We start from the raw sequence: 21416 nt of genomic DNA, 5'->3' as shown, positions 1-21416 counted from the left end.
TACTGAGGTCATGCCACGACTGCTGCTCATCGAGGACGACCGCGCGGTCCGCGAGGGCGTCGAGCTGGCACTGCGCAGGCAGGGCCACGACGTCGCCGCGGTCGCCACCGGCGAGGACGGGATGGACCGGCTGCGGTCCTTCCGGCCCGACGTGGTGGTGCTCGACCTGATGCTGCCGGGGATGACCGGGCTGGACGTGTGCCGCCGGATCAGGGCCGACAGCCAGGTGCCGATCATCATGGCCACCGCCAGGGGCGACGACGTCGACATCGTCGTGGGGCTGGAGGCCGGCGCCGACGACTACGTCGTCAAACCGGTGCAGGCCCGGGTGCTCGACGCGCGAATACGCGCGGTGCTGCGCCGGGTCGGCGGCCCCGACAGCGGCGACGGGATGCCGCAGCCCGAGACGCACGACGACCTCACCATCGACCGGGCGGGGCTGACCGTGGCCCGGCAGGGCGTACCGGTCCCGCTGGCGCCCTCGGAGCTGCGGCTGCTGCTGCTCCTGTCCGCCTCGCCCGGCCGGGTCTTCAGCCGCCAGCAGCTGCTCGAAGCGGTCTGGGAGCACAGCTACCACGGCGACTCGCGGCTGGTGGACGCCTGCGTCAAACGGCTGCGCACCAAACTGGGCGAGCCTCCCGGGCAGCCGCGCTTCATCCGCACGGTCCGCGGCTTCGGCTACCAGTTCAGCAGGTTCACGCAGCCGCCGCGGCCGGCCGCACGGTGAGGCGTCCGCTGCTGCGCGGCGGCCTGCGGATGCGGCTGGTGGTGGCCTTCGCGCTGGTCGCCGTCGTCGCCACCGTGACCACCGGCGCGCTGACCTTCCGCGCCGCCCGCACCGACCTGCTCCAGCAGGGCCAGGACACGGTGATCACCCAGTTCAGGGACGGCGTCGACAGCCTCGCCCCCAGCGTCGCCTTCCCGCCCAGCCGCACCGACCTGCTGAGCTTCGCGACCGGGGTGTCCCACACCCAGCGCACCGCCAACTGGCGGGTCATGGCCAGCTACGACGGCATGACCGCCACCTCCCGGCCCGGCGACACCTTCGCCGAGCTGACCCGGGAGATGCGCGAGTCGGTACGCACCAAGGCCGCCACCGTCTTCCAGCGGGTGTCCACCGACCACGGCCCCGCCCTCGTCGTCGGCATCCCGGTCCGCTTCGGCAGCACGCCCTTCGACGGCTCCGCGGACTCCTCCGGGCTCGCGGTCTTCCTGACCGTCTCGCAGGACAGCGAGCAGGGCTACGTCGACGCGCTGGTCGCCGCGGTCGAACGGGCCACCGTGCCCGCCCTGGTGGTCGCGGTGCTGCTGGCGCTGCTCGCCGCCCGCGGCGTCCTGCGGCCGGTACGCGCCCTGCGCCGGGCGACCCGGGACATCGCCGAGGGCCACCTGGAGACCCGTCTCGCCGTCAACGGCTCCGACGAGCTGGCCGACCTCTCGCACACCTTCAACGACACCGCCGCCGCGCTGGAGGAGTCCGTCGCGGAACTGCGCCGGATGGAGGCCCGCGCCCGCCGCTTCGCCGCCGACGTCTCGCACGAGCTGCGCACCCCGCTGGCCGCGATGGCCGCCGTCACCGACGTCCTCGACGAGGACGCGGCGCAGCTCGACCCCGACACGGCCACCGCGGTACGGCTGATCAGCCAGGAGACCGTGAAACTCGCCCGCCTCGTCGACGACCTGATGGAGATGTCCCGCTTCGACGCCGGCGCCGCCGACCTGCACCTGGACGAGGTCGACCTCGCCGAGTCGGTCCGCCGCTCGCTGGCCGCCCGCGGCTGGCAGGACACCCTCGCCACCCTGCTCCCGCCGCCCGACACCGCCCGCGGCCGGGTCGACCCGCGTCGGCTCGACGTGATCGTGGCCAACCTGGCGGGCAACGCCTTGCGGCACGGCGGAGAGCCGGTACGCCTCGCGATGTCCGTGCACGAGGCGCCCGGCGCCGGCCCGGTGGCCGTCATCGAGGTCGTCGACAGCGGCCCCGGCATACCCGACGACGTCCTGCCGCACGTCTTCGACCGCTTCTACAAGTCAGACACCTCCCGCACCAGGACCGAGGGCAGCGGCCTCGGCCTGTCCATCACCGCGGAGAACGTCCACCTGCACGGCGGCACCATCACCGCCGCCAACCACCCGGAAGGCGGCGCCGTCTTCACCGTCGCCCTGCCGCTGCGGCGGGACCGGTGAAGGCCCGCACCGCCCTCGGGCCGCTCGCGGGCCTGCTGCTCGCGGGCCTGCTGGCCGGCTGCGGCATCCCCACCACCGGCGTGGTCGAGGCCGGCGAACCGGCCGCGGGGGTGCACCAGGACGTGACCCTCTACTTCGTCCGCGCCGACGACGGGTCACTGGCCACCGTGCACCGCCCGGCCGACACGGAGGTCGACGCGGAGGCGGCCGTAGGCATGCTGTTCAAGGGCGCCGGCATGTTCGCGGAGAAGATGCTCGGCCTGACCACCGACCTGCCGCCGACCGCCGCGACCGTCCGCACCCGCGGCGGCACCGTGACCGTCGACCTGCCGGCCCCGGCCTCGGAGGTCACCAGGACCGCCGTCGACCAGATCGTCTGCACCGTCCTCGCCAACCCCGACCCCGGCCTGCCGGACGACGCCGGCCCCCCGGAGGTCACCGTGACCGCCCAGGGCGTCACCGTGTCCGGGCGGACCGGCGGCGACTCGTGCACCACCCTCACCGAGCCCTGGCCGTCGAAACCCGGCGGGGGGCCGACCTCGCCGCCCGGGTAGCGGCTCAGCGGCGGGTGAACAGGGAGATCATCAGCGACCGCTCCTCCTCGGTGAACGGCGGTTCCTGCGGCGGCTCCTGGCGCACCGGGTTGAGGACGGTCGCCAGCACGTCGGGCCGCAGCACCGCCGCCTGCCCGGCCGACAGGCTCAGCACGTCGACCAGCGCGTGCGAGGCGCCGCGCCGGTGGGTGGCGGCGTGCATCAGGCGGTCGGTGTAGCCGGTCATCAGCGCGCCCAGCGGTCCAGGGCTGCGGCCCTCGGCCCCCGGGTAGCGCAGGTCCTGCGTGCCGGCCAGCGCCCAGGCCGCGTCGGTGGCCCGGGCCGCGGCCCGCTGCACCCGCCGGGCCAGCCCGGGACCGGGGTTGCGCGCCACCTGCCCGCGCAGCAGCAGCGCGTGCCGGGCCGCGACCGACATCCCGTGCCCGTACAGCGGGTTGTACGTCGCCAGCGCGTCGCCCAGCACCACCAGACCCTCCGGCCAGACCCGCATCCGCTCGTAGCGGCGGCGCCGGTTGGCGGTGCTGTGCGAGACGGTCACCTCGGTCAGCGGGGTGGCCCGGGAGACCAGGTCGCCGATGACGGGGTGGCGCAGGCTCCGCGCGAAGTCCTCGAAGGCCGCCGCGTCCCCGCCGGGCCGGCCGCCCCTGGTACCGGACAGCGTCACCAGCCAGCGGCCGTCCTCGACCGGCAGGATCGTGCCGTTCAGTCCCGGCACGGGCTGCCGCGGGTCGGCCTGCACGTTGATCGCGGGGAAGTCGCCGAGGCCCGGGGGCGCGTGGAAGAGCCGGCTGGCGTACCCCAGCCCGGAGTCCACGACGTCGGTGCGCACCGCGGCCAGCCCCAGCCGGTCCAGCCAGCGCGGCATCGCCGAGGCCCGCCCGCTCGCGTCGACCACGAGGTCGGCCTCCACCGTCTCCTCACGCCGGCCGCCGCGCACCAGCGCCCCGGTGACCTGCGTCGTGGTGCCGCGCAGCCCCACCGCCGCATGCCCCGGCAGCGTCCGCACCCTGGCCTTCCTGCCCACCAGGTCCCGCACCACCCAGTCGACCAGGTCCCGGGTGCACGCCAGGAAGTACTGCCGCTCGGGGAAGCGGGTCAGCCAGCCGCCCGAGGTCAGCACGACGAGGTCCCGCGGAACGGCGATATGCCGTGCGCCGGCCGCGAGCAGCCGCTCCGTCGCACCCGGCACCAGCTCCTCGATCGCCCGCGCGCCGCCCGACCACAGCAGGTGCGCGTGCCGCGCCTGCGGCGCGCCCTGCCGCGGCAGCGGCCCGTGCGGCATCTCGTGGCGCTCGACGACGGTCACCTCCATCGTCTCGGCCAGCGCGGCCGCGGCGAGCATCCCGGTGAGGCTCCCGCCGATCACCAGCGCCTTCCTCCGCGGCCCGCGTTCCACCCCCATCCGACCTCCCCTTTCTCCCACCTCACGCCGGCCCCAACGTTCGCACCCCGGGCCGCGGGGCGGCAACCCCGGGGTGGCGCGGGGGGAGGCCGTCGGCCCCAAGGGGGGAGTGCCACTCCCAGGATCATCGGGGTACTGCCCCACGGGCCCGTGACGGGTGAAGCTGGAGGGTGTCCGGGGACGAGCCCGGGACACCACGAAAGGCATTTCCACATGACCGGCACGATTTCCGGCGGGGTGTTCACCCCCGCTCCCGGCCTGACGCTCAGCCGTATGGGATACGGCGCCATGCAGCTCGCGGGACCCGGGGTGTTCGGGCCGCCGAAGGACCGCGACGAGGCGCTCGCGGTGCTGCGTACGGCCGTCGACCTCGGCGTGACGCACATCGACACCAGCGACTTCTACGGCCCCCACGTCGTCAACGAGCTGATCAGGGAGGCGCTGCACCCGTACCCCGGGGACCTGCACATCGTCACCAAGGTCGGCGCGCGGCGCGACAGCAAGGGCGCGTGGCTGCCGGCGCTGGAGCCCGAGTCGCTGCGCCGGCAGGTCGAGGACAACCTGCGGCGGCTCGGCCTGGACGCGCTCGACGTGGTCAACCTGCGGGTCGGCGGCATCGAGGGTCCCGGCAGCGCACCGCTGGCCGAGGAGTTCGGGGTGCTCGCCGAGCTGCGCGAGCAGGGCCTGATCCGGCACCTGGGGCTGAGCAACGTCACCGGCGAGCAGCTCACCGAGGCGCAGGCCGTCGCCCCGGTGGTGACCGTGCAGAACCTCTACAACATCGCCAACCGCGCGGACGACGCGCTGCTCGACCGGTGCGCCGCCGAAGGCATCGCCTTCGCCGCGTTCTTCCCGCTGGGCGGCTTCACCCCGATCCAGTCGGCGACCCTGGAGTCCGTCGCCGCCCGCGTCGGCGCGACCCCCCAGCAGACGGCACTGGCCTGGCTGCTGCAGCGCTCCCCCGCGACGGTGCTGATCCCCGGTACGTCGTCGGTGGCGCACCTGCGGGAGAACATCGCCGCCGCCGACCTGGTCCTTCCGGCCGACGCGGTGGCCGAGTTGAACGCGGTCTGAGCCGCGCGCTCCGCGGGAGCCCCCCGGGGCGGGTCAGCTATACGCGATGTGTATAGTTCCTCGCGGTCCGCCAGGGCGGGCGATCCACCACGAGGAGGGGGAACTCCCGCATGCGGAGCACCAGTACCGCACGCCGTGTCCGCACCCTGGCCGCGCTGCTGGCCACCGGGCTCGCGGCCGCCGGCCTGGCCGGCTGCAACGGCTACGACGCGACGAGCCCGGCCAAGGCCCGCGACCACGTCGCGGCAAGCGGCGCCGCCGCCTTCGCCCCGGGTCCCGGCGGCGGCACGGTCGACTGCCGCAAGGCCAAGTGCGTGGCCCTGACCTTCGACGCGGGGCCGAGCGTCCGCACCCCGCAGATCCTGGACCTGCTGGACAAGTACCACATCCACGCCACCTTCTTCACGCTCGGCAAGAACCACGTGATGAAGCACCCCGAGATGGTCAGGGCGATGGCCGCGCAGGGCGACGAGGTCGAGACGCTCACCTGGTCGCACCGGATACTCACCAGGATCAGCAAGGCCGAGGTCCGCAAGGAGATCACCGAGGGCCGCGACGCCGTCGAGAAGGTGACCGGCGTCCGCCCGACGCTGCTGCGCCCGCCGCAGGGCCGCACCAGCGGCACGGTCACCGCGATCGCCAAGGACCTCGGCATGGCGGAGGTCGTCTGGAGCGCGGACGGCGCCGACTACAAGACCACCGACTCGCAGCTGATAGCCCAGCGGATACTCAAGAAGACCGGACGGGACGGCATCATCCTGCTGCACGACCTGGTCGACCCGACCGGCAAGGGCTACAACGGCACCGTCGCGGCCGTCCCCGCGATCATCTCCACGCTCCAGGCCCGCGGTTACACCTTCGTCACCGTCAAGCAGCTCCTGGCCCCGGGCACTCCGCAGCCCGGCGCCGTCTACAAGTAAAGGTCCAGCTAAGGACCACGGTCCGCGGTTCCCTCCGCCTTCGTGTGGCGTGCACACTACAGCCCGGTGACCATGCAGAACGGTCTCCGAACGGTCAAGTCCCGTACCGAGCCACACGTTGGAGTAGTCATCACCGACATACAAAAACCCCGTGCAGTGCGGGCCGCCGTGGTCGCGGCGGCCTCGCTCGCCATGGCGTCCGGCGCACTGCTGGCCGCAGGTCCCTCGCAGGCGGCCGCCGGCGCCGCGGCGCCGGCCGCGAAGACGATCGCCGGCAGCCACCCCGCATGGGCGACCCCGGCCGGCGACGCCGGCTCCGTGCCGGCCGGCACCGAGATCACCGGCACCGTCTACCTGGCAGGCCAGGACCCCGCGGGCCTGACCGCGTACGCCACCGCGGTCTCGGACCCGGCGAGCGCGAGCTACGGGCAGTTCCTCAGTCCTGCGCAGTACCAGGCGCGGTTCGGCGCCACGTCCGCGCAGATCCACGCGGTCACCGCCTGGGCGACCGGTGCGGGCCTGAAGGTGGTGGGCAGCACCGAGCACGCGATCACCGTGCGCGGCACCGACGCGGCCATCACCAAGGCCTTCGGCACCGCCATCCACCAGTACCGGGTGGGCGGGCAGCTGCGGCACGCGCCGGCCCGCGACGTCACCGTCCCCGCGTCGGTGTCGTCCGCGATCCTCGGCGTCAACGGCCTCAGCTCGGCGGGCACCCGGGCCAGGCCCGACTCGATCCGGGTCGACGACACGCCGGGCGCGGCCGCCAAGGGCACCCTGGTGCAGAAGTCCGGGGGCACCCTGCCGACCACCGCGACCTGCTCCGACTACTGGGGCCAGAAGTCCACCACGGCGGGTCCCGCGGGCTACTCCAAGGGCGCGACGCCCTTCGACCAGTGCTCGTTCTACCCCTCGCAGCTGCGCAAGGCGTACGGCATCACCGCGTCGGGGCTGACCGGCAAGGGCGCGACGATCGCGATCGTGGACGCGTACGGCAGCTCGACGATGCTCGCCGACGCCGACCAGTACGCGGTCAACCACGGTGACAAGGCGTTCAGGAACGGCCAGTACACCGAGCACGTCGACCCGTCGCAGTGGCGGGACCAGGACCTGTGCGGCGGACCCGAGGGCTGGGCGCCGGAGGAGGCGCTGGACGTCGAGATGGCGCACGGACTCGCGCCCGACGCCAAGGTCGTCTACGTGGGGGCCGACTCCTGCAACGACGACGACCTGTTGAGCGCGATCACCACGATCGTGGACCAGCACCTGGCGGATGTCGTCTCCAACTCGTGGGGCGAGATCATGCACACCACGGACAACCTCGACGTCTCCGCATCCGAGATCGCCGCGTACGAGCAGGTGTTCAAGCAGGCCGCGGCCGAGGGCATCGGCATCGGCTTCTCCGCGGGCGACTGCGGTGACAGCAGCCCGCTGGCCGCCGCGACCGGCGCCAACTGCCAGCCCGACACCGCCCGCGCGCAGGCCAACTGGCCCGACTCCGACCCGTGGGTGACCTCGGTCGGCGGTACCGCGCTGGGCATCGACAGCAAGTCGGGCAGCTACGGCTTCGAGACCGACATGGGCACCCTGCGCTCCAACCTGTCGGCGGACGGCACCAGTTGGGTCCCGGCGGTCCCCGCGCCGTTCTACTTCGGCGGTGGCGGCGGCACCAGCGAGGACTTCGCGCAGCCGGCGTACCAGCGCGGCTCGGTGCCCGACTCGCTGTCGCACACCCTGATGACGGGCGCGCACAGCCGTGCCGCCAAGCGCGTCACGCCCGACGTCTCGATGGTCGGCGACCTCTACACCTCGGTGCTGGTCGGCATATCCGACGGCGCCGACTACAGCGAGGGCGGCTACGGCGGCACCAGCGTGTCGTCCCCGGAGTTCGCCGCGGTCCAGGCGGACGCGCTCCAGGCCAGGCACCACGCCATCGGCTTCGCCAACCCGCTGCTGTACGCGCACCCCGGCCAGCTGCGCGACGTGGTGGACGAGAACGCGGCGCAGCACGCCAGGACCCCGCTGAGCAGCATCGTCGACTTCGGCGTGATCAACGGCTCCCTGACCGCGCGGCTCGTCGCCTTCGGCCAGGACACCTCGCTCAACGCGGTCCGCGGCTACGACAACGCCACGGGCCTGGGCACGCCGACCCTGTCGTACCTGACGGGCGGCCGCAGGTAACCCCTGCCCCGCAGCACCCCGGCCGGCCCGGCGGAGATCCCCTCTCCGCCGGGCCGGTCCGCGTCCTGGCCGGCTGAGGCGGCGGGGCCGCGGGTCAGCGCGGGGGGACGACGGCGTTGCGGGGCAGCCGCTGCTCCACCCAGATGATCTTGCCGGCCTTGGTGTAGCGGGTGCCCCAGCGCTCGCCGAGCTGGGCCACCAGGAAGAGGCCGCGGCCGCCTTCGTCGGTGGTGGCCGCGTACCGCAGGTGCGGTGAGGTGCTCGACGCGTCGGCGACCTCGCATATCAGGCTGCGGTCCAGCAGCAGGCGCACGTCGATCGGCCCGGTGGCGTAGCGGATCGCGTTGGTGATCAGCTCGCTGAGGACCAGCTCGGTGGTGAAGGCCAGGTCGTCCAGGCCCCAGGCGGCGAGCTGGCCGGCGGCGGCGTTGCGTACGGCGGCGACGGCCGAGGGGTCGGTGGGGACGTCCCAGCGGGCGATCCGGCTGTCGGGCAGCGCGCGGGTCTCGGCCACCAGCAGCGCGATGTCGTCCTTGGGGGCGGCCGGCATCATCGCGGTGATGACGGCGTCGCAGGTCTCCTCGGTCGTACGGCCGGCCGGCCCGGCCAGGGCGGTCAGCAGCCGGTCGAGGCCGACGTCGATGTCGGTGGTGCGGTCCTCGACCAGGCCGTCGGTGTAGAGGACCAGCCGGCTGCCCTCGGGCAGCCGGTGCTCGATGGCCTCGAAGGGCAGCCCGCCCAGGCCCAGCGGCGGCCCGGCCGGCACGTCGAGCAGTTCCACGCTGCCGTCGGGGTGGACCAGCGCGGGCGGCAGATGCCCGGCCCTGGCCAGCTGGCAGTACCGGGTGACCGGGTCGTAGATCGCGTACAGGCAGGTCGCGCCGGCGATCGGGGCGCCGGCGCCGGGCGGTCCGATCCCGCCGGGGGCCGCCTCGTCCTTGTCGATCCGGCCGACCAGGTCGTCCAGGTGCGCGAGCAGCTCGTCGGGCGGCATGTCGATCATCGAGAAGTTGAAGACGGCCGTCCGCAGCCGTCCCATGGTGGCCGCCGCGTGCATGCCGTGCCCGACGATGTCGCCGACCACGACCGCGACCCGGGCGCCGGCCAGCGGGATGACGTCGAACCAGTCGCCGCCGACGCCGGCCTGCGCGGGCAGGTAGCGGAAGGCGACGTCCAGCGCGTTCTGCTCGGGCGGGCCGTGCGGCAGCAGGCTCTGCTGCAGGTTGACCGCCATCGCCGTGTTGCCGGTGACGGCCGCGTCGATCTGTTCCTGGGTGGTGTATTTGACGTCGAAGAAGCCGGTGTTGCGGCCGACCCGCAGCACCGCCATCCGGTCGGCGACCGCCCGCACCTCCTCCATCTCGGGGCTGACCAGCAGCACTCCGAGGTGGTGGTCGCGCAGCCGCTGCACCAGTTCCAGCACCCGGGCGGCCTGGCGCGGGCCGAGGGCGGCGGTCGGCTCGTCGAGGATGATCAGGCGGGGCTCGCCGATCAGCGCGCGGGCGATGGCGACGCCCTGGCGCTGGGCGCCGGACAGCGAGGCGACCGGGACGCGCAGGCTCCCGATGGAGATCGACAGCGAGTCCAGCAGGGTGCGGGCGCGCTTCTCCATCTTGATCTCGCTGAGCATGCCCAGCGTGCGCAGCTCGCGCCCGAGGAAGAGGTTCTCGACGGTGTCGAGGTTGTCGCACAGCGACAGGTCCTGGTGGATGGTGGCGATGCCCAGCCGCAGGGCGTCCTGGGGCCGGCGCAGGTCGACCGGCCGGCCGCGCCACTCGATGACGCCCTCGTCGGCCTGTGTCACCCCCGAGATGACCTTGACCAGCGTGGACTTGCCCGCGCCGTTGCTGCCGACCAGGCCGACGGCCTCGCCCTCGTCGATCGTGAGGTCGACGTCGCTCAGGGCCTGCACCGCACCGAACCGCTTGGAGACGCCGCGCACGGTCAGCAGCGGACTGCCGCTCATGCCAACCACCTCCTGCCCCCGGGCCAGGCGCTGCCCCGGTTACCGAGTCTGCCGGGCGTACCCGTCCTGCGCGATATGGGGGACGGCCTCAGGCGGTCGGGTGCTGGTGGTCGTGCACGGCGGGCTGGCCGTACTGCGGCTGCTGGTGCGGCTGCTGCGCGCTGGCCTGCAGCTGCTCGGCCTGCTCCTTCGACAACTGCTGCGCGGCACCGCAGAACGTGCACTGGGTGACGTACTTGGTGTTGATCGGGAAAAGCGGCACGAAGAACAGCGAGAACTTGGTGACGCGCTTCTTGAGCGAGTGCGCGGCCGGGTTGCCGCAGCGTCCGCAGACCAGCGTGATCATGGCCAGGGTGTACAGATATCCCTTGGTGCCGAATATGATCATGTGAATTCCCCCCTCGAATCAGTGTGCTGTCCGAGGAGAGTGTGCCGCACCCGGACACCCCGGCGATATCCGGGGGCGGCACCGGATATCGCCGGGGCGGAAATCGCGGCGGGCACGCCGTGCCGCCGCTGACCGCTATTCCGTGCGCAGGCTCGTCGCGGTCGGCGTACGGGCCGACCACGTCGCCGGCAGCAGCGCCCCGGCCACCGCGATGACCAGCCCCGACAGGGCCAGCAGCAGCACCGGCAGCGGGTGGTAGACGTGCAGGTCGGCCGGCGGGATGCGGGTGCCGGCCGCGCTGCCCATCGCCGGGATGACGTAGCCGTGCAGGGCCATGCCCAGCGGCACCCCGATCAGGCCCGCGACCGCGCCGATGCCGGCGACCGAGGTGACGACCATCGCCACGGTCTGGCGCGGCGCCATGCCGAGCGCCTTCATCACGCCCAGGTCGTGGACCCGCTCGCGGGTGTCGAGCACCACCGTGTTGAGCACGCCGAGCCCGGCGACGGCGACCAGCATCACCGTCAGCATCGCGATCATCGTGTCCATCGCGATGATCGTGGAGCTGATCCGGTTGTCCTGCGCGCGGCCCTCGACGCCCAGCGGCTTCAGGGCGGTGTTGAGGTCCTGGAGGTAGCCGGCCCGGTCGGTGCCGGGCGCGAGGTGCACCTCGTAGGTGTCGGGCCGCAGGGTGCGGCCCAGCGCCGTGAAGGACCCGGTGTCGGCCGCCACGTGCATCCCGTCGTCGTCGACGGTCAGCGCCTCGCCGACGACACGGACCGCCACGCTGCGCCCGTCGCCTTCGAGGGTGACGCTGTCGCCGACGTGCTTGCCGGTCGCCTCCAGGAAGCGCCGGCCGACGACGATCTGCCGGGACCCGTCGAGCCAGTGGCCCGAGACCATCTGCAGGCCGCCCCAGGACGAGTCGCCCTGGTAGGCGGTGACGCGCACCGCGCCCGGGATGCCGGCGAAGGTCGCCTGCTGCTCGACGGTGCCGAAGGAGCCCGCGGTGCCCGGCTGCGCCGCGATCGTCCGGGCGACGGCCGCGGTGTCGGCGCTGACCGGCTCGGGCGGGGGCGGCGGGCCTGCGTCCGTGCCCGCGCCGGAGCCTGCATCGACGGGCGGCGGCGCGAAGGTGCTGACGGAGACCTGCCCCGGGTTGTGCCGGTTCACGCCGTCCTGGATCGCGGACAGCGACGAGCCGAGCCCGAAGGCGAAGGTCACGCCGACCGCGCCGAAGGCGACCGCGGCCCAGATGGTCGCCGAGCGGGCCGGCCGGGCGAAGGGTCCTGCCAGGCCCAGCGTCAGGGCGCGGGACAGCGGCAGCCGGGAGGCCGCCCGCGCCGCCAGCCGGCCCCTGCCGACCTGCGGGGTGCGGCCGGTCGCCAGCGCCTGGACCGTACGCAGCCGGGCCGCCCGCAGCGCGGGCGCCAGCGCGCTGGCCACGACCAGCGCGAGCACCCCGGCGGGCACCGCGAGGTCCAGCCACCAGGCGACGGTCAGCGGCGCGGCGCCGTACGCGTCGGAGGCCTGCGCGAGCAGCGGTACGGACGCGATGTTGCCGAGGACGACGCCCAGCACGGTGCCGGCCGACGCGGGGATCAGCGCCTGGCCGACGTAGGCCCTGCCGACCTGGCCCGGGGTCAGGCCGAGCGACTTGAGCACCCCGATCCGCCGGGTGCCCGCGCTGACCGCGCCGCTGACCACGATGCCGATGATCAGCACCGACATCGCCAGGCCCAGCACCCCGAAGGCCACGATGAAGGGCACGAAGGTCGCCGTCTCCCGGTCGGCGGCGTGCTTGGTGGTCAGGTACGACAGCGTCCCGCTGAGCGCGCCGGGCGGCACGGCGGCGGCCAGCGCGTTCTTGTCGCGGGCCATGCCGGCGCCGGTGCCCGCGTGCGCGAAGCGGTAGAGCATCTCGTACGCGGGTGCGGCGCCCGGCCTGGTCAGCGCGGCGATCTCGGCGGGTGCGACCCAGGCGTCCGCGGTCCTGCTGACCGAGCGCGCGTAGCCGACGATCGTCAGCGACGGCCTGCCCGGCAGCGCGGGGAAACTGAGGGTGCCGCCGACCTCGCCCATCCGGGGGCCGTCCTCCGGCACGGTCAGCACGATCTGGCCGGGACCTGTGACCCAGTGGCCCTTGGTGAGGGTGACGGCGTCGACCGGGCCGCCCGCGGCCGCGCGGCCGGCGATCGTCAGCGGCGCCTCGCCGATCATCATGACCAGCCCGCCCTCGCCGAACTGCGGGGTCGCGGTGACCACCGCGAAGGGGCCGGCCGCAGCGGTCACCGCGGGCAGGTGCGCGGTCGCGGCGACCTGCTCCGACGTCGCCTTGCCGCCGTCGAAGCGCCCGGTCAGGTGCGCGCCGCGCTGCTTGGCGAAGGCGTGGTCGAAGGGCGCCTGCGAGGCGACGACCAGGCCGCCGGCCATGATCGAGGCGGTGACCGCCAGCATCGTGGTCAGCACCATCACCACGGTCTGCACCCGGCGCCGCCCGACGCCGGCGCGTACGACCTTGCCGAGCGCGCTCATCGGGCCACCGCCGAGGAGCCGCCGGCCGCGGAACCGGCCGCGGAACCGCCTGCCGTGCCGCTCTGCAGGTCCGGTGCGCGGCCGCCGCTGCCGGTGTCGCGGACGATGCGCCCGTCGACCAGCTCGATGGTGCGGCTCGCGCACGCCGCGGCCAGCGCCAGGTCATGGGTGACCAGCAGGATCGTCTGGCCGTCGCTGTTCAGCTCGGTGAGCAGCGCGCGGACCTCGGCGCCCGAGGCGGTGTCCAGGGCGCCGGTCGGCTCGTCGGCGAGCAGCAGCGCGGGCCGGTTCATCAGCGCCCGCGCGACCGCGACCCGCTGCCGCTCACCGCCGGACAGCCGCCCCGGGTAGGCACGGGCGTGCCGGGCGATGCCGAGGTATTCCAGCAGCTCGGCGGCCCGCGCCCGGGCCTGCGCCCGCCCGGCGCCGACCAGTTGGGAGGGCAGCAGGACGTTGTCGGTCACCGTCAGGTCGTCCAGCAGGTTGAAGAACTGGAAGACCATGCCGATCCGCTCCCGCCGGAAGCGCGCGGAGCCGGTCTCGCCGAGGCCGTCCACCCGGACCCCGTCGACGGTGACGCTGCCCTCGGTCGGCTTGTCGAGGCCCGCGATCAGGTTCAGCAGCGTCGACTTGCCGCTGCCGGAGGGGCCGAGCACGGCCAGGGCCTCGCCCGCCCTGACGGTCAGTGACAGACCGTCGAGCGCGGCCGGGCCGTCGTCGTAGCTCTTCCGCACCTCGCGGATGTCGATGACGCTCGTGGTACTGCTCACGTGGTTCCTCCCCCGATCGGGCCTGTCGTGCGGTACGCCGACGCTAGGGTCGGCCCGGCGGGCGCCGCGTCGGCCGGCCTGTGGACACCGGGTACCGCAGTGGGCGGACGGGCACCGGCGTCATCCCAGGGGTGTACGCGCAAGTCGTACGCCGCCCGGCCCGCACCGGCCCACCGGGGGATGTACCAGGTCACGCCGGTTGGGCACACTGGGCCGGTGACCACCCCGCCCTTCGCCGCCCGGGTCAGGGCGGCCCTGGCACCGCTGCTGCGCCCGGCGCCGCCCGCGCCCGACGGCCCGCAGCGGCTGTCGCGCTGGGCGTGGGTGGCCGACGTGGTGCTGGCGGTCTTCCTCGCCGCGACCACCGTCTACGCCACCGCCCACGGTGCGGGCGGCGACGTCCCGATCGACGACCCCGCCAGGGGCGGCCCCTTCGGGCCGCAGGGACCGCCGGGGCCGCCCCCTCCGCCGGTGCCTCCGGTGCCGCGGCCCGGCTCGGTCAAATACCCCTACCTCGTCGCCCCCGACCACGGCACGCTGACCTCCGCACCCCTGTGGCTGCTGGCGCTGGCCGCGCTCACCGCGCTGCCGCTGGCGCTGCGCCGCCGCTACCCGGTCGCGGCCTACGCGTCGGTGATGGCCGCGACCCTGGTCTTCCACGCCGCCGAGCAGCACACCTGGCGGCTGCACGAGGCGGACACCCCGACCGTCTTCACCTTCGTGGCCTGCCTGATCGCCGCCTACAGCGCCGCCCTCTACAGCCCCTACCGGCGGCTGGCGATGGTCGCGCTGCTGGTCGGCGGGGTGCTGATGGGGACCTTCCACGACCTGAACGTGCCCGACATCGCACCGGGCTTCGTGCCCTTCGCGGTGCTGGTGCCGGTCGGGCTCGCCGCGAACACCGTGCACACCTGGCGGCAGCGGCTGCGCAGCATGGAGGCGGAGAAGGAGGCCGCGACCCGGCTGGCGGTGGACATGGAGCGTGCCAGGATCGCCCGCGAGCTGCACGACGTCGTCACCCACAACGTCAGCATGATGACCGTGCAGGCCGGGGCCGCCCGTACGGTGCTGGCCACGGAGCCGGAGCTGGCCCGGGAGGCGCTGCTCGCGGTGGAGTCCGCGGGCCGGGCCGCGATGGCCGAGCTGCGCCATGTGATGGGCCTGCTCGCCATGACGTCCGACCCGGCCGACGCGGAGAGCGCCGAGCTCGCCCCGCAGCCGGGCCTCGGGCAGGTCGGCGTGCTGGCCGAGCGGGTCCGCGGCACCGGCATCCCGGTCGAGCTGGCCGTCACCGGCGCCCCCGTCCCGCTGCCCGCGGGCGTCGACCTGGCCGCCTACCGGGTCGCGCAGGAGGCCCTCACCAACACCGTCAAGCACGCGTCGGGGGCCAGCGTCACCATCAGCGTCGACTACCTGCCGGGCGAGGTCCGCATCGAGGTCGCCGACACCGGCGGCACCCCCTCGCCGACCGCCGGCTCCGGCAACGGGCGCGGCCTGATGGGCCTGCGCGAACGCCTCGCCGTCTACGGCGGCACCCTCGACGCGGGGCGCCGCATCACCGGCGGCTACCGGGTACGGGCCGTCATACCGGTAGGAGACGCATGAACGCGCAGCCGCCCCTGCGGGTCGTCATCGCCGACGACCAGGGCCTGGTACGCACCGGCTTCCGGATGATCCTCACCGCCGCGGGCTTCGAGGTCGTCGCGGAGGCCTCGGACGGCGAGGAGGCCGTCGAGGCGGTCCGCCGCACCCGGCCCGACCTGGTGCTCATGGACATCCGCATGCCGGGCCTCGACGGCCTCGAAGCGACCCGCCGCATCCTCACCGGCCGCACCCCCGACGAGCCGCGGGTCGTCATCCTCACGACCTTCGATCTGGACCGCTACGTCTACGCGGCGCTGGCGGCGGGGGCGAGCGGATTCCTGCTCAAGGACGTGACGCCGGAGTACCTGGTCGCCGCGGTGCGCCTGGTCCGCGCCGGCGACGCGCTCCTCGCCCCGGCGATCACCCGGCGCCTGGTCGAGCGGTTCTCCGCCACGGGCGGCCGCTCCTCCGTCCACCGCGACCTCGCCGCGCTCACCCCGCGCGAGCTGGAGGTCCTCCGCCTGCTGGCGGGCGGCCTGAGCAACGCCGAGCTGGCCCGGGCGCTGGGGGTGAGCGAGGCGACGGTCAAGACGCACGTGACGCGCATCCTGTCGAAGCTCGGGTTGCGCGACCGCGCGCAGGCCGTCGTGGCGGCGTACGAGTCCGGCCTGATCACCCCGGGCGCGAGTTCCCCTGCCGGGGGCACGCCGCACTTCTGAGGGGTTGCCCGACGCGGTGCTCCGCGTCTCGGGCGCCGCTCGGGCCGGTCGCGCGGTTCCGCCTCCAGGGATTCGCCTGGGGGTACCCCCACACGCCCCTGGCCTGCGGGGGCGTGTGGGGGTGCGGTGGTCAGGCGGCGGTGGCGTGTTCCAGGGCCTGGAACTCCTCGTCGGTGAGCACCAGGCCCGCGGCCGCGGTGTTCTCCTCCAGGTGGGCCACCGAGGAGGTGCCGGGGATCGGCAGCACGACGGGGGAGCGGCGCAGCAGCCACGCCAGGGCCAGCTGGGAGGGCGCGGCCTTGCGGTCGGCGGCGATCCGGCCGATCGGGCTGTCGGGTCCCGCGAGGGAGCCGGTGGCCAGCGGGAACCACGGGATGAAGGCGATGCCGTGCGCCTCGGCGTAGTCCAGGACGTCCTCGGAGGCGCGGTCGGCGAGGTTGAAGCGGTTCTGCACGGAGGCGATGGTCGCGGTGGCGCCGGCCTCCTCGATCTCGGCGACGGTCACCTCGCTGAGCCCGATGTGCCGGATCTTGCCCTCGCGCTGCAGCGCGGCCAGCTCGCCGACCTGCTCGGCGACCGGCACCTTCGGGTCGATGCGGTGCAGCTGGAGCAGGTCGAGCCGCTCAAGGCCCAGGTTGCGCAGGCTCAGCTCGACCTGCTGGCGCAGGAACTCCGGCCGCCCGAGCGGCACCCACTGCCCGGGTCCGGTGCGGGCGAAGCCCGCCTTCGTGGCGATGACCAGGTCGTCGGCGTAGGGGCGCAGCGCCTTGCGCAGCAGCAGGTCCGCGGTGAAGGGGCCGTAGGCGTCGGCGGTGTCGATGAAGTTGATGCCCAGCTCCGCGGTGCGGCGCAGCACCCGCAGGGCCTCCTCGGGGTCCGCGGGGTCACCCCACACCCCGGGACCGGTCAGCTGCATCGTGCCGTACCCGAGGCGGGTGACGGGCAGGTCCCCGCCGAGCAGGAAACTTCCGGAGGCCAGGGCCGCTGCTGCGGCGGGGCCGGTGGTGGATTCGGACACGGGGTTGCTCCCTCGCGGAGGCGGACTGAGCTGACGAACACCAGACAACGTCCCCCGCCGCCCCTCGTATTTCCGCTCCCGGCCGCCCTATGCGCGCGGCTCGTCGAAATGCTGGGTGCGGTCGACGACCGAGACCAGGGCCACCCGCTGGCCCGGCGTGAGGTCGCCCGCGAGGTCGGAGTCGCGGATGTGGGCACGCAGCAGGAAGTCGTGGGAGTCGAGCATCGTGACGCCCGGGAGGGCGCGGACCAGTCCTGAGACGCGTATGCCCGCCGCGTCGGTGTCACCCGAGGCGGCCCGGCGCAGGACGCGGAAGAGCCCGATAGGGCCTTCCGCGGCGACCTCGCTGAGCACCAGCGCCCGCCGGTGGCCCGCCTCCGGATCGACGTCTTCCACCGGGTCCATCGGGTCCGCCACCGGTAGGCGCCGCGTTCCGAACCTCGTCATCGTCGCGCCTCCGCCCGTTTTGCCCGGCTTTCGTACCACGTCCGAGCGTACGCCCGCCCCCGGCGGCCGCAAACCGTCAAGGGCACGTCAATGGCCACGGCTCCCGCGCCAGGGAAGCGTTAACGAACGCGCCCGCACGCGTGTGCGGGGTGACCGTATGGAACGGGGCCGGACCTGGCCCGCTCCGCACATCACCACCTGGGGTGCCGCCGAAAATGTCCGATCTCGTGTTCATCGCCGTGACGATCGCGGTCTTCGCCGTGCTCGCGCTTGTGGTCAAGGGGGTCGAGAAGCTGTGAGCGCGGAGAACGTCGTCGGCCTCGTCGTGGCCTGCTGCCTGCTCGGCTATCTCGTGCTGGCCCTGATCTTCCCCGAGAGGTTCTAGTGAACGGCACTCTCGCGGGCTGGCTCCAGATCACCGTGCTGATCGCGGCCCTGGCCGCCACCTACCGCCCGCTGGGCGACTACATGGCCCGCATCCTCACCACGACCAAGCACCTCGCGGTGGAGAAGGGCCTGTACCGGCTCGGCGGCGTCGACGCGGAAGCCGACCAGCGCTGGCCGGTCTACCTGCGCAGCGTCCTGGCCTTCTCGGTCGTCTCGGTCCTCTTCCTCTACGGCTTCCAGCGGCTGCAGAACCACCTGCTGCTCTCCCTGGGCTTCGCCCCCGTCAAGGCGGACCAGGCCTTCAACACCGCGGCCTCCTTCGTCACCAACACCAACTGGCAGTCGTACTCGGGCGAGTCGACGATGGGCCACCTGGTCCAGATGGCCGGCCTGGCGGTGCAGAACTTCGTCTCCGCGGCGGTGGGTATCGCAGTGGTGGCGGCCCTGATCCGCGGGTTCACGCGCAAGCGCACCGACCGGGTCGGGAACTTCTGGGTGGACCTGACCCGGATCGTGGTGCGGCTGCTGGTGCCGCTGGCGTTCGTCTTCGCGATCGTGCTCGTCGCCGCCGGTGCGATCCAGAACTTCCACGGCATCCACGAGATCAGCACCCTGGTCGGTGACAAGCAGTCGCTGACCGGCGGCCCGGTCGCCTCGCAGGAGGCCATCAAGGAGCTGGGCACCAACGGCGGCGGCTTCTACAACGCCAACTCCGCGCACCCCTTCGAGAACCCCAACGGGTTCACGAACATCCTGGAGATCTACCTGCTGCTGGTGATCTCCTTCTCGCTGCCGCGGACCTTCGGAAAGATGGTCGGCGACCACCGGCAGGGCTACGCGATCCTGGCCGTGATGGGCCTGATCTGGGCCGCCTCGGTCGCCCTGATCACCGTCAACGAGCTGCACAGCGTCAGCAGCAGTGCCGGTCATGCGGCGGGCGGGATGCTGGAGGGCAAGGAGCAGCGCTTCGGGATCTGGGCCTCGGCGCTGTTCGCCGCGTCCACGACGCTGACCTCGACCGGCGCGGTGAACTCCTTCCACGACTCGTTCTCGCCCGGCGGCGGCGGGATGACGATCTTCAACATGATGCTCGGCGAGATCGCGCCCGGCGGCACCGGCTCGGGCCTCTACGGCATCCTGGTCCTGGCGATCATCGCGGTGTTCGTCGCCGGCCTGATGGTCGGCCGCACCCCGGAGTACCTGGGCAAGAAGCTCGGTGCGCGCGAGATGAAGTTCGCCTCCCTCTACATCCTGGCCACCCCCGCGGTCGTGCTGATCGGCACCGGAGCGGCGATGTCGCTCAAGGGCGAGCGCGCCTCGATGCTCAACTCCGGGCCGCACGGCTTCTCCGAAGTCCTCTACGCCTTCACCTCCGCCGCCAACAACAACGGCTCCGCGTTCGCCGGCATCGGCGTCAACACCCACTGGTACAACACCGCGCTGGGCCTGGCGATGCTGTTCGGCCGCTTCCTCCCGATGATCTTCGTCCTGGCGCTGGCCGGCTCCCTGGCCAGGCAGCAGCCGGTCCCGGTCACCGCGGGCACCCTGCCCACCCACCGGCCGCAGTTCGTCGGCCTGCTCACCGGCGTCATCGTGATCGTCGTCGGCCTCACCTACTTCCCGGCCCTCGCGCTGGGTCCGCTCGCGGAAGGTCTGCACTGATGTCCCTGACCACCGACCGGCCGCAGCCGGTCCCGTCCGGCGGCGAAGCCGCCCGCCACCCGGAACCGCACCGCGTCTCCGGCGGGCTGCTCGACCCGAAACAGCTGCTCACCTCCTTCCCCGAGGCGGTCAGGAAGCTCGACCCGCGGGTCATGGCCAAGAACCCGGTCATGTTCGTCGTCGAGGCCGGCGCCGTCCTCACCACCGTCTTCGCGATCAAGGACCCCAGCGTCTTCGCCTGGGTCATCACCGTGTGGCTGTGGCTGACCGTCGTGTTCGCCAACCTCGCCGAGGCCGTCGCGGAAGGCCGCGGCAAGGCGCAGGCCGAGACGCTGCGCAAGACCAGGACCGAGACCGTCGCACGCCGCCTGGTCGACTGGCGGCCGGGCACGACAGGTTCCGTGCGCGAGGAGTCCGTACCCGCCGCGGGCCTCAAGCTCGGCGACCACGTCGTGGTCGAGGCCGGGCAGATCGTCCCCGGCGACGGCGACGTCGTCGAGGGCATCGCCTCGGTCGACGAGTCGGCGATCACCGGCGAGTCCGCGCCGGTCATCCGCGAGTCCGGCGGTGACCGCTCGGCGGTCACCGGCGGTACGAGGGTGCTGTCCGACCGGATCGTCGTCAAGATCACCTCCAAGCCGGGCGAGACGTTCATCGACCGGATGATCGCCCTGGTCGAAGGCGCCTCCCGGCAGAAGACCCCCAACGAGATCGCGCTGAACATCCTGCTCGCCTCGCTGACCATCGTCTTCCTGCTGGCCGTCGTCACCCTGCAGCCCATGGCCATCTACGCGGGCGCCGAGCAGTCCATCGTCGTCCTGGTCGCCCTCGTGGTCGCGCTGATACCGACCACGATCGGCGCGCTGCTGTCCGCGATCGGCATCGCCGGCATGGACCGCCTCGTGCAGCGCAACGTCCTTGCCATGTCCGGCCGCGCGGTCGAGGCGGCCGGCGACGTCAACACCCTGCTGCTCGACAAGACCGGCACCATCACCCTCGGCAACCGCCAGGCCGCCGAGTTCCTGCCGGTCGGCAAGGTCACCCTCGACGAACTCGCCGACGCAGCCCAGCTTTCCTCGCTGTCCGACGAGACCCCCGAGGGCCGCTCCATCGTGGTGCTGGCCAAGGAGAAGTACGGGCTGCGCGGCCGGGAGCTGGGCAGCCAGGCCGAGTTCGTGCCCTTCACCGCGCAGAGCCGGATGAGCGGCGTCACCCTGACCGAGGACGGCGACCGGCGGGAGCTGCGCAAGGGCGCCGCCTCCGCGGTCATGCACTGGATCAGGGACAACGGCGGCCACCCCACCCAGGACGTCGGCCCGATGACCGACGCGATCGCCGCGGGCGGCGGCACCCCGCTGGTCGTCGGCGAGGTCGTGCACCGGGGCGGGACCACCACGGCGACCGTGCTCGGCGTCATCCACCTGAAGGACGTCGTCAAGGCCGGTATGCGGGAGCGGTTCGACGAGCTGCGCCGGATGGGCATCCGCACGGTGATGATCACCGGTGACAACCCGCTGACCGCGAAGGCCATCGCGGAGGAGGCAGGCGTCGACGACTTCCTCGCCGAGGCCACCCCCGAGGACAAGATGGCCCTCATCAAGCGCGAGCAGGCCGGCGGCAAG

General features: G+C 73.4%; 18 protein-coding genes. 11 read left to right on the top strand and 7 right to left on the bottom strand.

All coding sequences use genetic code 11. The features are described from left to right. Nucleotides 1-10: 10 nt before the first annotated feature. From NFU81_RS32450 to NFU81_RS32440, 3 genes are read left to right on the top strand one after another with little or no spacing between them, the layout of a single operon-like run. Nucleotides 11-727 (top strand): response regulator transcription factor, encoded by a 717-nt coding sequence (locus NFU81_RS32450; RefSeq protein ID WP_251498168.1) that lies wholly within the window; start codon nt 11-13, stop codon nt 725-727. Between the two features lie 29 nt (nt 728-756). After that, nucleotides 757-2187: a sensor histidine kinase gene (locus NFU81_RS32445; RefSeq protein WP_251498750.1), complete on the top strand. Its 1431-nt coding sequence runs from the start codon at nt 757-759 to the stop codon at nt 2185-2187. Then, nucleotides 2184-2741, top strand: a complete 558-nt coding sequence (locus NFU81_RS32440) for a GerMN domain-containing protein (RefSeq protein ID WP_251498165.1) — start codon at nt 2184-2186, stop codon at nt 2739-2741. The genes NFU81_RS32445 and NFU81_RS32440 overlap by 4 nt, the downstream gene beginning before the upstream one ends. 4 nt (nt 2742-2745) lie before the next feature. Here the strand turns inward: NFU81_RS32440 and NFU81_RS32435 are convergent, their stop codons facing one another. After that, nucleotides 2746-4143: an FAD-dependent oxidoreductase gene (locus NFU81_RS32435; RefSeq protein ID WP_251498163.1), complete on the bottom strand. Its 1398-nt coding sequence runs from the start codon at nt 4141-4143 to the stop codon at nt 2746-2748. A gap of 213 nt (nt 4144-4356) precedes the next feature. On the opposite strand from NFU81_RS32435, the gene NFU81_RS32430 reads away from it, so the two are divergent. The 3 genes from NFU81_RS32430 to NFU81_RS32420 all read left to right on the top strand — a co-directional run bounded on the left by NFU81_RS32430 (nt 4357) and on the right by NFU81_RS32420 (nt 8318). Then, nucleotides 4357-5217 carry an oxidoreductase gene (locus tag NFU81_RS32430; protein ID WP_251498160.1) on the top strand — a complete coding sequence of 287 codons (861 nt, stop codon included), beginning with the start codon at nt 4357-4359 and terminating at the stop codon, nt 5215-5217. 110 nt (nt 5218-5327) lie between these two features. Next, nucleotides 5328-6137, top strand: coding sequence for a polysaccharide deacetylase family protein (locus NFU81_RS32425; protein ID WP_251498157.1), 810 nt, complete (start codon nt 5328-5330; stop codon nt 6135-6137). Between the two features lie 156 nt (nt 6138-6293). After that, on the top strand, nt 6294-8318 hold the full coding sequence (locus NFU81_RS32420; RefSeq protein WP_251498154.1) for a S53 family peptidase: 2025 nt from the start codon (nt 6294-6296) through the stop codon (nt 8316-8318). A gap of 94 nt (nt 8319-8412) precedes the next feature. Here the strand turns inward: NFU81_RS32420 and NFU81_RS41435 are convergent, their stop codons facing one another. From NFU81_RS41435 to NFU81_RS32395, 4 genes are all read right to left on the bottom strand, one after another. Further along, nucleotides 8413-10284, bottom strand: coding sequence for a SpoIIE family protein phosphatase (locus NFU81_RS41435; RefSeq protein ID WP_422665345.1), 1872 nt, complete (start codon nt 10282-10284; stop codon nt 8413-8415). A gap of 88 nt (nt 10285-10372) precedes the next feature. After that, complete coding sequence (locus NFU81_RS32405) at nt 10373-10672, bottom strand: zinc-ribbon domain-containing protein (RefSeq protein WP_251498151.1); 300 nt, start codon at nt 10670-10672, stop codon at nt 10373-10375. 135 nt (nt 10673-10807) lie between these two features. Next, nucleotides 10808-13207 carry an ABC transporter permease gene (locus NFU81_RS32400; protein WP_251498146.1) on the bottom strand — a complete coding sequence of 800 codons (2400 nt, stop codon included), beginning with the start codon at nt 13205-13207 and terminating at the stop codon, nt 10808-10810. After that, a complete protein-coding gene (locus tag NFU81_RS32395) occupies nt 13204-13977 on the bottom strand; it encodes an ABC transporter ATP-binding protein (protein ID WP_251498143.1) in 774 nt (257 codons plus the stop codon). Before NFU81_RS32395 ends, NFU81_RS32400 begins: the two co-directional genes overlap by 4 nt. Before the next feature lie 216 nt (nt 13978-14193). Here NFU81_RS32395 and NFU81_RS40885 point away from each other — a divergent pair, with 216 nt between their 5' ends. Together NFU81_RS40885 and NFU81_RS32385 are read left to right on the top strand one after the other, a co-directional pair. After that, on the top strand, nt 14194-15582 hold the full coding sequence (locus NFU81_RS40885; protein WP_274036847.1) for a sensor histidine kinase: 1389 nt from the start codon (nt 14194-14196) through the stop codon (nt 15580-15582). Next, a complete protein-coding gene (locus tag NFU81_RS32385) occupies nt 15579-16280 on the top strand; it encodes a response regulator (RefSeq protein WP_251498140.1) in 702 nt (233 codons plus the stop codon). Before NFU81_RS40885 ends, NFU81_RS32385 begins: the two co-directional genes overlap by 4 nt. A gap of 130 nt (nt 16281-16410) precedes the next feature. Here NFU81_RS32385 and NFU81_RS32380 read toward each other — a convergent pair whose 3' ends face one another. Together NFU81_RS32380 and NFU81_RS32375 are read right to left on the bottom strand one after the other, a co-directional pair. Then, a complete protein-coding gene (locus NFU81_RS32380) occupies nt 16411-17298 on the bottom strand; it encodes an aldo/keto reductase (RefSeq protein ID WP_251498137.1) in 888 nt (295 codons plus the stop codon). Between the two features lie 87 nt (nt 17299-17385). Next, nucleotides 17386-17745, bottom strand: a complete 360-nt coding sequence (locus tag NFU81_RS32375) for a hypothetical protein (RefSeq protein ID WP_251498134.1) — start codon at nt 17743-17745, stop codon at nt 17386-17388. Between the two features lie 295 nt (nt 17746-18040). On the opposite strand from NFU81_RS32375, the gene kdpF reads away from it, so the two are divergent. From kdpF to kdpB, 3 genes are all read left to right on the top strand, one after another. Then, entirely contained in the window at nt 18041-18130 is a 90-nt protein-coding gene (gene kdpF / locus NFU81_RS32370) for a K(+)-transporting ATPase subunit F (protein ID WP_251498132.1), read from the top strand. Continuing rightward, entirely contained in the window at nt 18130-19794 is a 1665-nt protein-coding gene (gene kdpA, locus NFU81_RS32365; protein WP_251498129.1) for a potassium-transporting ATPase subunit KdpA, read from the top strand. Before kdpF ends, kdpA begins: the two co-directional genes overlap by 1 nt. Beyond that, nucleotides 19794-21416, top strand: a 1623-nt coding sequence (gene kdpB, locus NFU81_RS32360) for a potassium-transporting ATPase subunit KdpB (RefSeq protein WP_251498125.1), incomplete at its 3' end; no start/stop codon positions are given. The genes kdpA and kdpB, both read left to right, overlap by 1 nt.

Origin of the sequence: Actinacidiphila cocklensis (assembly GCF_907177275.1) — a bacterium.
GTDB lineage: Bacteria > Actinomycetota > Actinomycetes > Streptomycetales > Streptomycetaceae > Actinacidiphila > Actinacidiphila cocklensis.
Note: the sequence above shows the minus strand (reverse complement) of the source record. Positions and strands in the feature narration are given on the sequence as shown.

What these genes read in the sequence shown, in the direction of transcription:
- NFU81_RS32450 (WP_251498168.1), top strand. Translation starts at nt 11, where the DNA reads ATGCCACGACTGCTGCTCATCGAGGACGACCGCGCGGTCCGCGAGGGC.
- NFU81_RS32445 (WP_251498750.1), top strand. Translation starts at nt 757, where the DNA reads ATGCGGCTGGTGGTGGCCTTCGCGCTGGTCGCCGTCGTCGCCACCGTG.
- NFU81_RS32435 (WP_251498163.1), bottom strand. Translation starts at nt 4,143, where the DNA reads ATGGGGGTGGAACGCGGGCCGCGGAGGAAGGCGCTGGTGATCGGCGGG.
- NFU81_RS32430 (WP_251498160.1), top strand. Translation starts at nt 4,357, where the DNA reads ATGACCGGCACGATTTCCGGCGGGGTGTTCACCCCCGCTCCCGGCCTG.
- NFU81_RS32425 (WP_251498157.1), top strand. Translation starts at nt 5,328, where the DNA reads ATGCGGAGCACCAGTACCGCACGCCGTGTCCGCACCCTGGCCGCGCTG.
- NFU81_RS41435 (WP_422665345.1), bottom strand. Translation starts at nt 10,284, where the DNA reads ATGAGCGGCAGTCCGCTGCTGACCGTGCGCGGCGTCTCCAAGCGGTTC.
- NFU81_RS32405 (WP_251498151.1), bottom strand. Translation starts at nt 10,672, where the DNA reads ATGATCATATTCGGCACCAAGGGATATCTGTACACCCTGGCCATGATC.
- NFU81_RS32400 (WP_251498146.1), bottom strand. Translation starts at nt 13,207, where the DNA reads ATGAGCGCGCTCGGCAAGGTCGTACGCGCCGGCGTCGGGCGGCGCCGG.
- NFU81_RS32385 (WP_251498140.1), top strand. Translation starts at nt 15,579, where the DNA reads ATGAACGCGCAGCCGCCCCTGCGGGTCGTCATCGCCGACGACCAGGGC.
- NFU81_RS32375 (WP_251498134.1), bottom strand. Translation starts at nt 17,745, where the DNA reads ATGACGAGGTTCGGAACGCGGCGCCTACCGGTGGCGGACCCGATGGAC.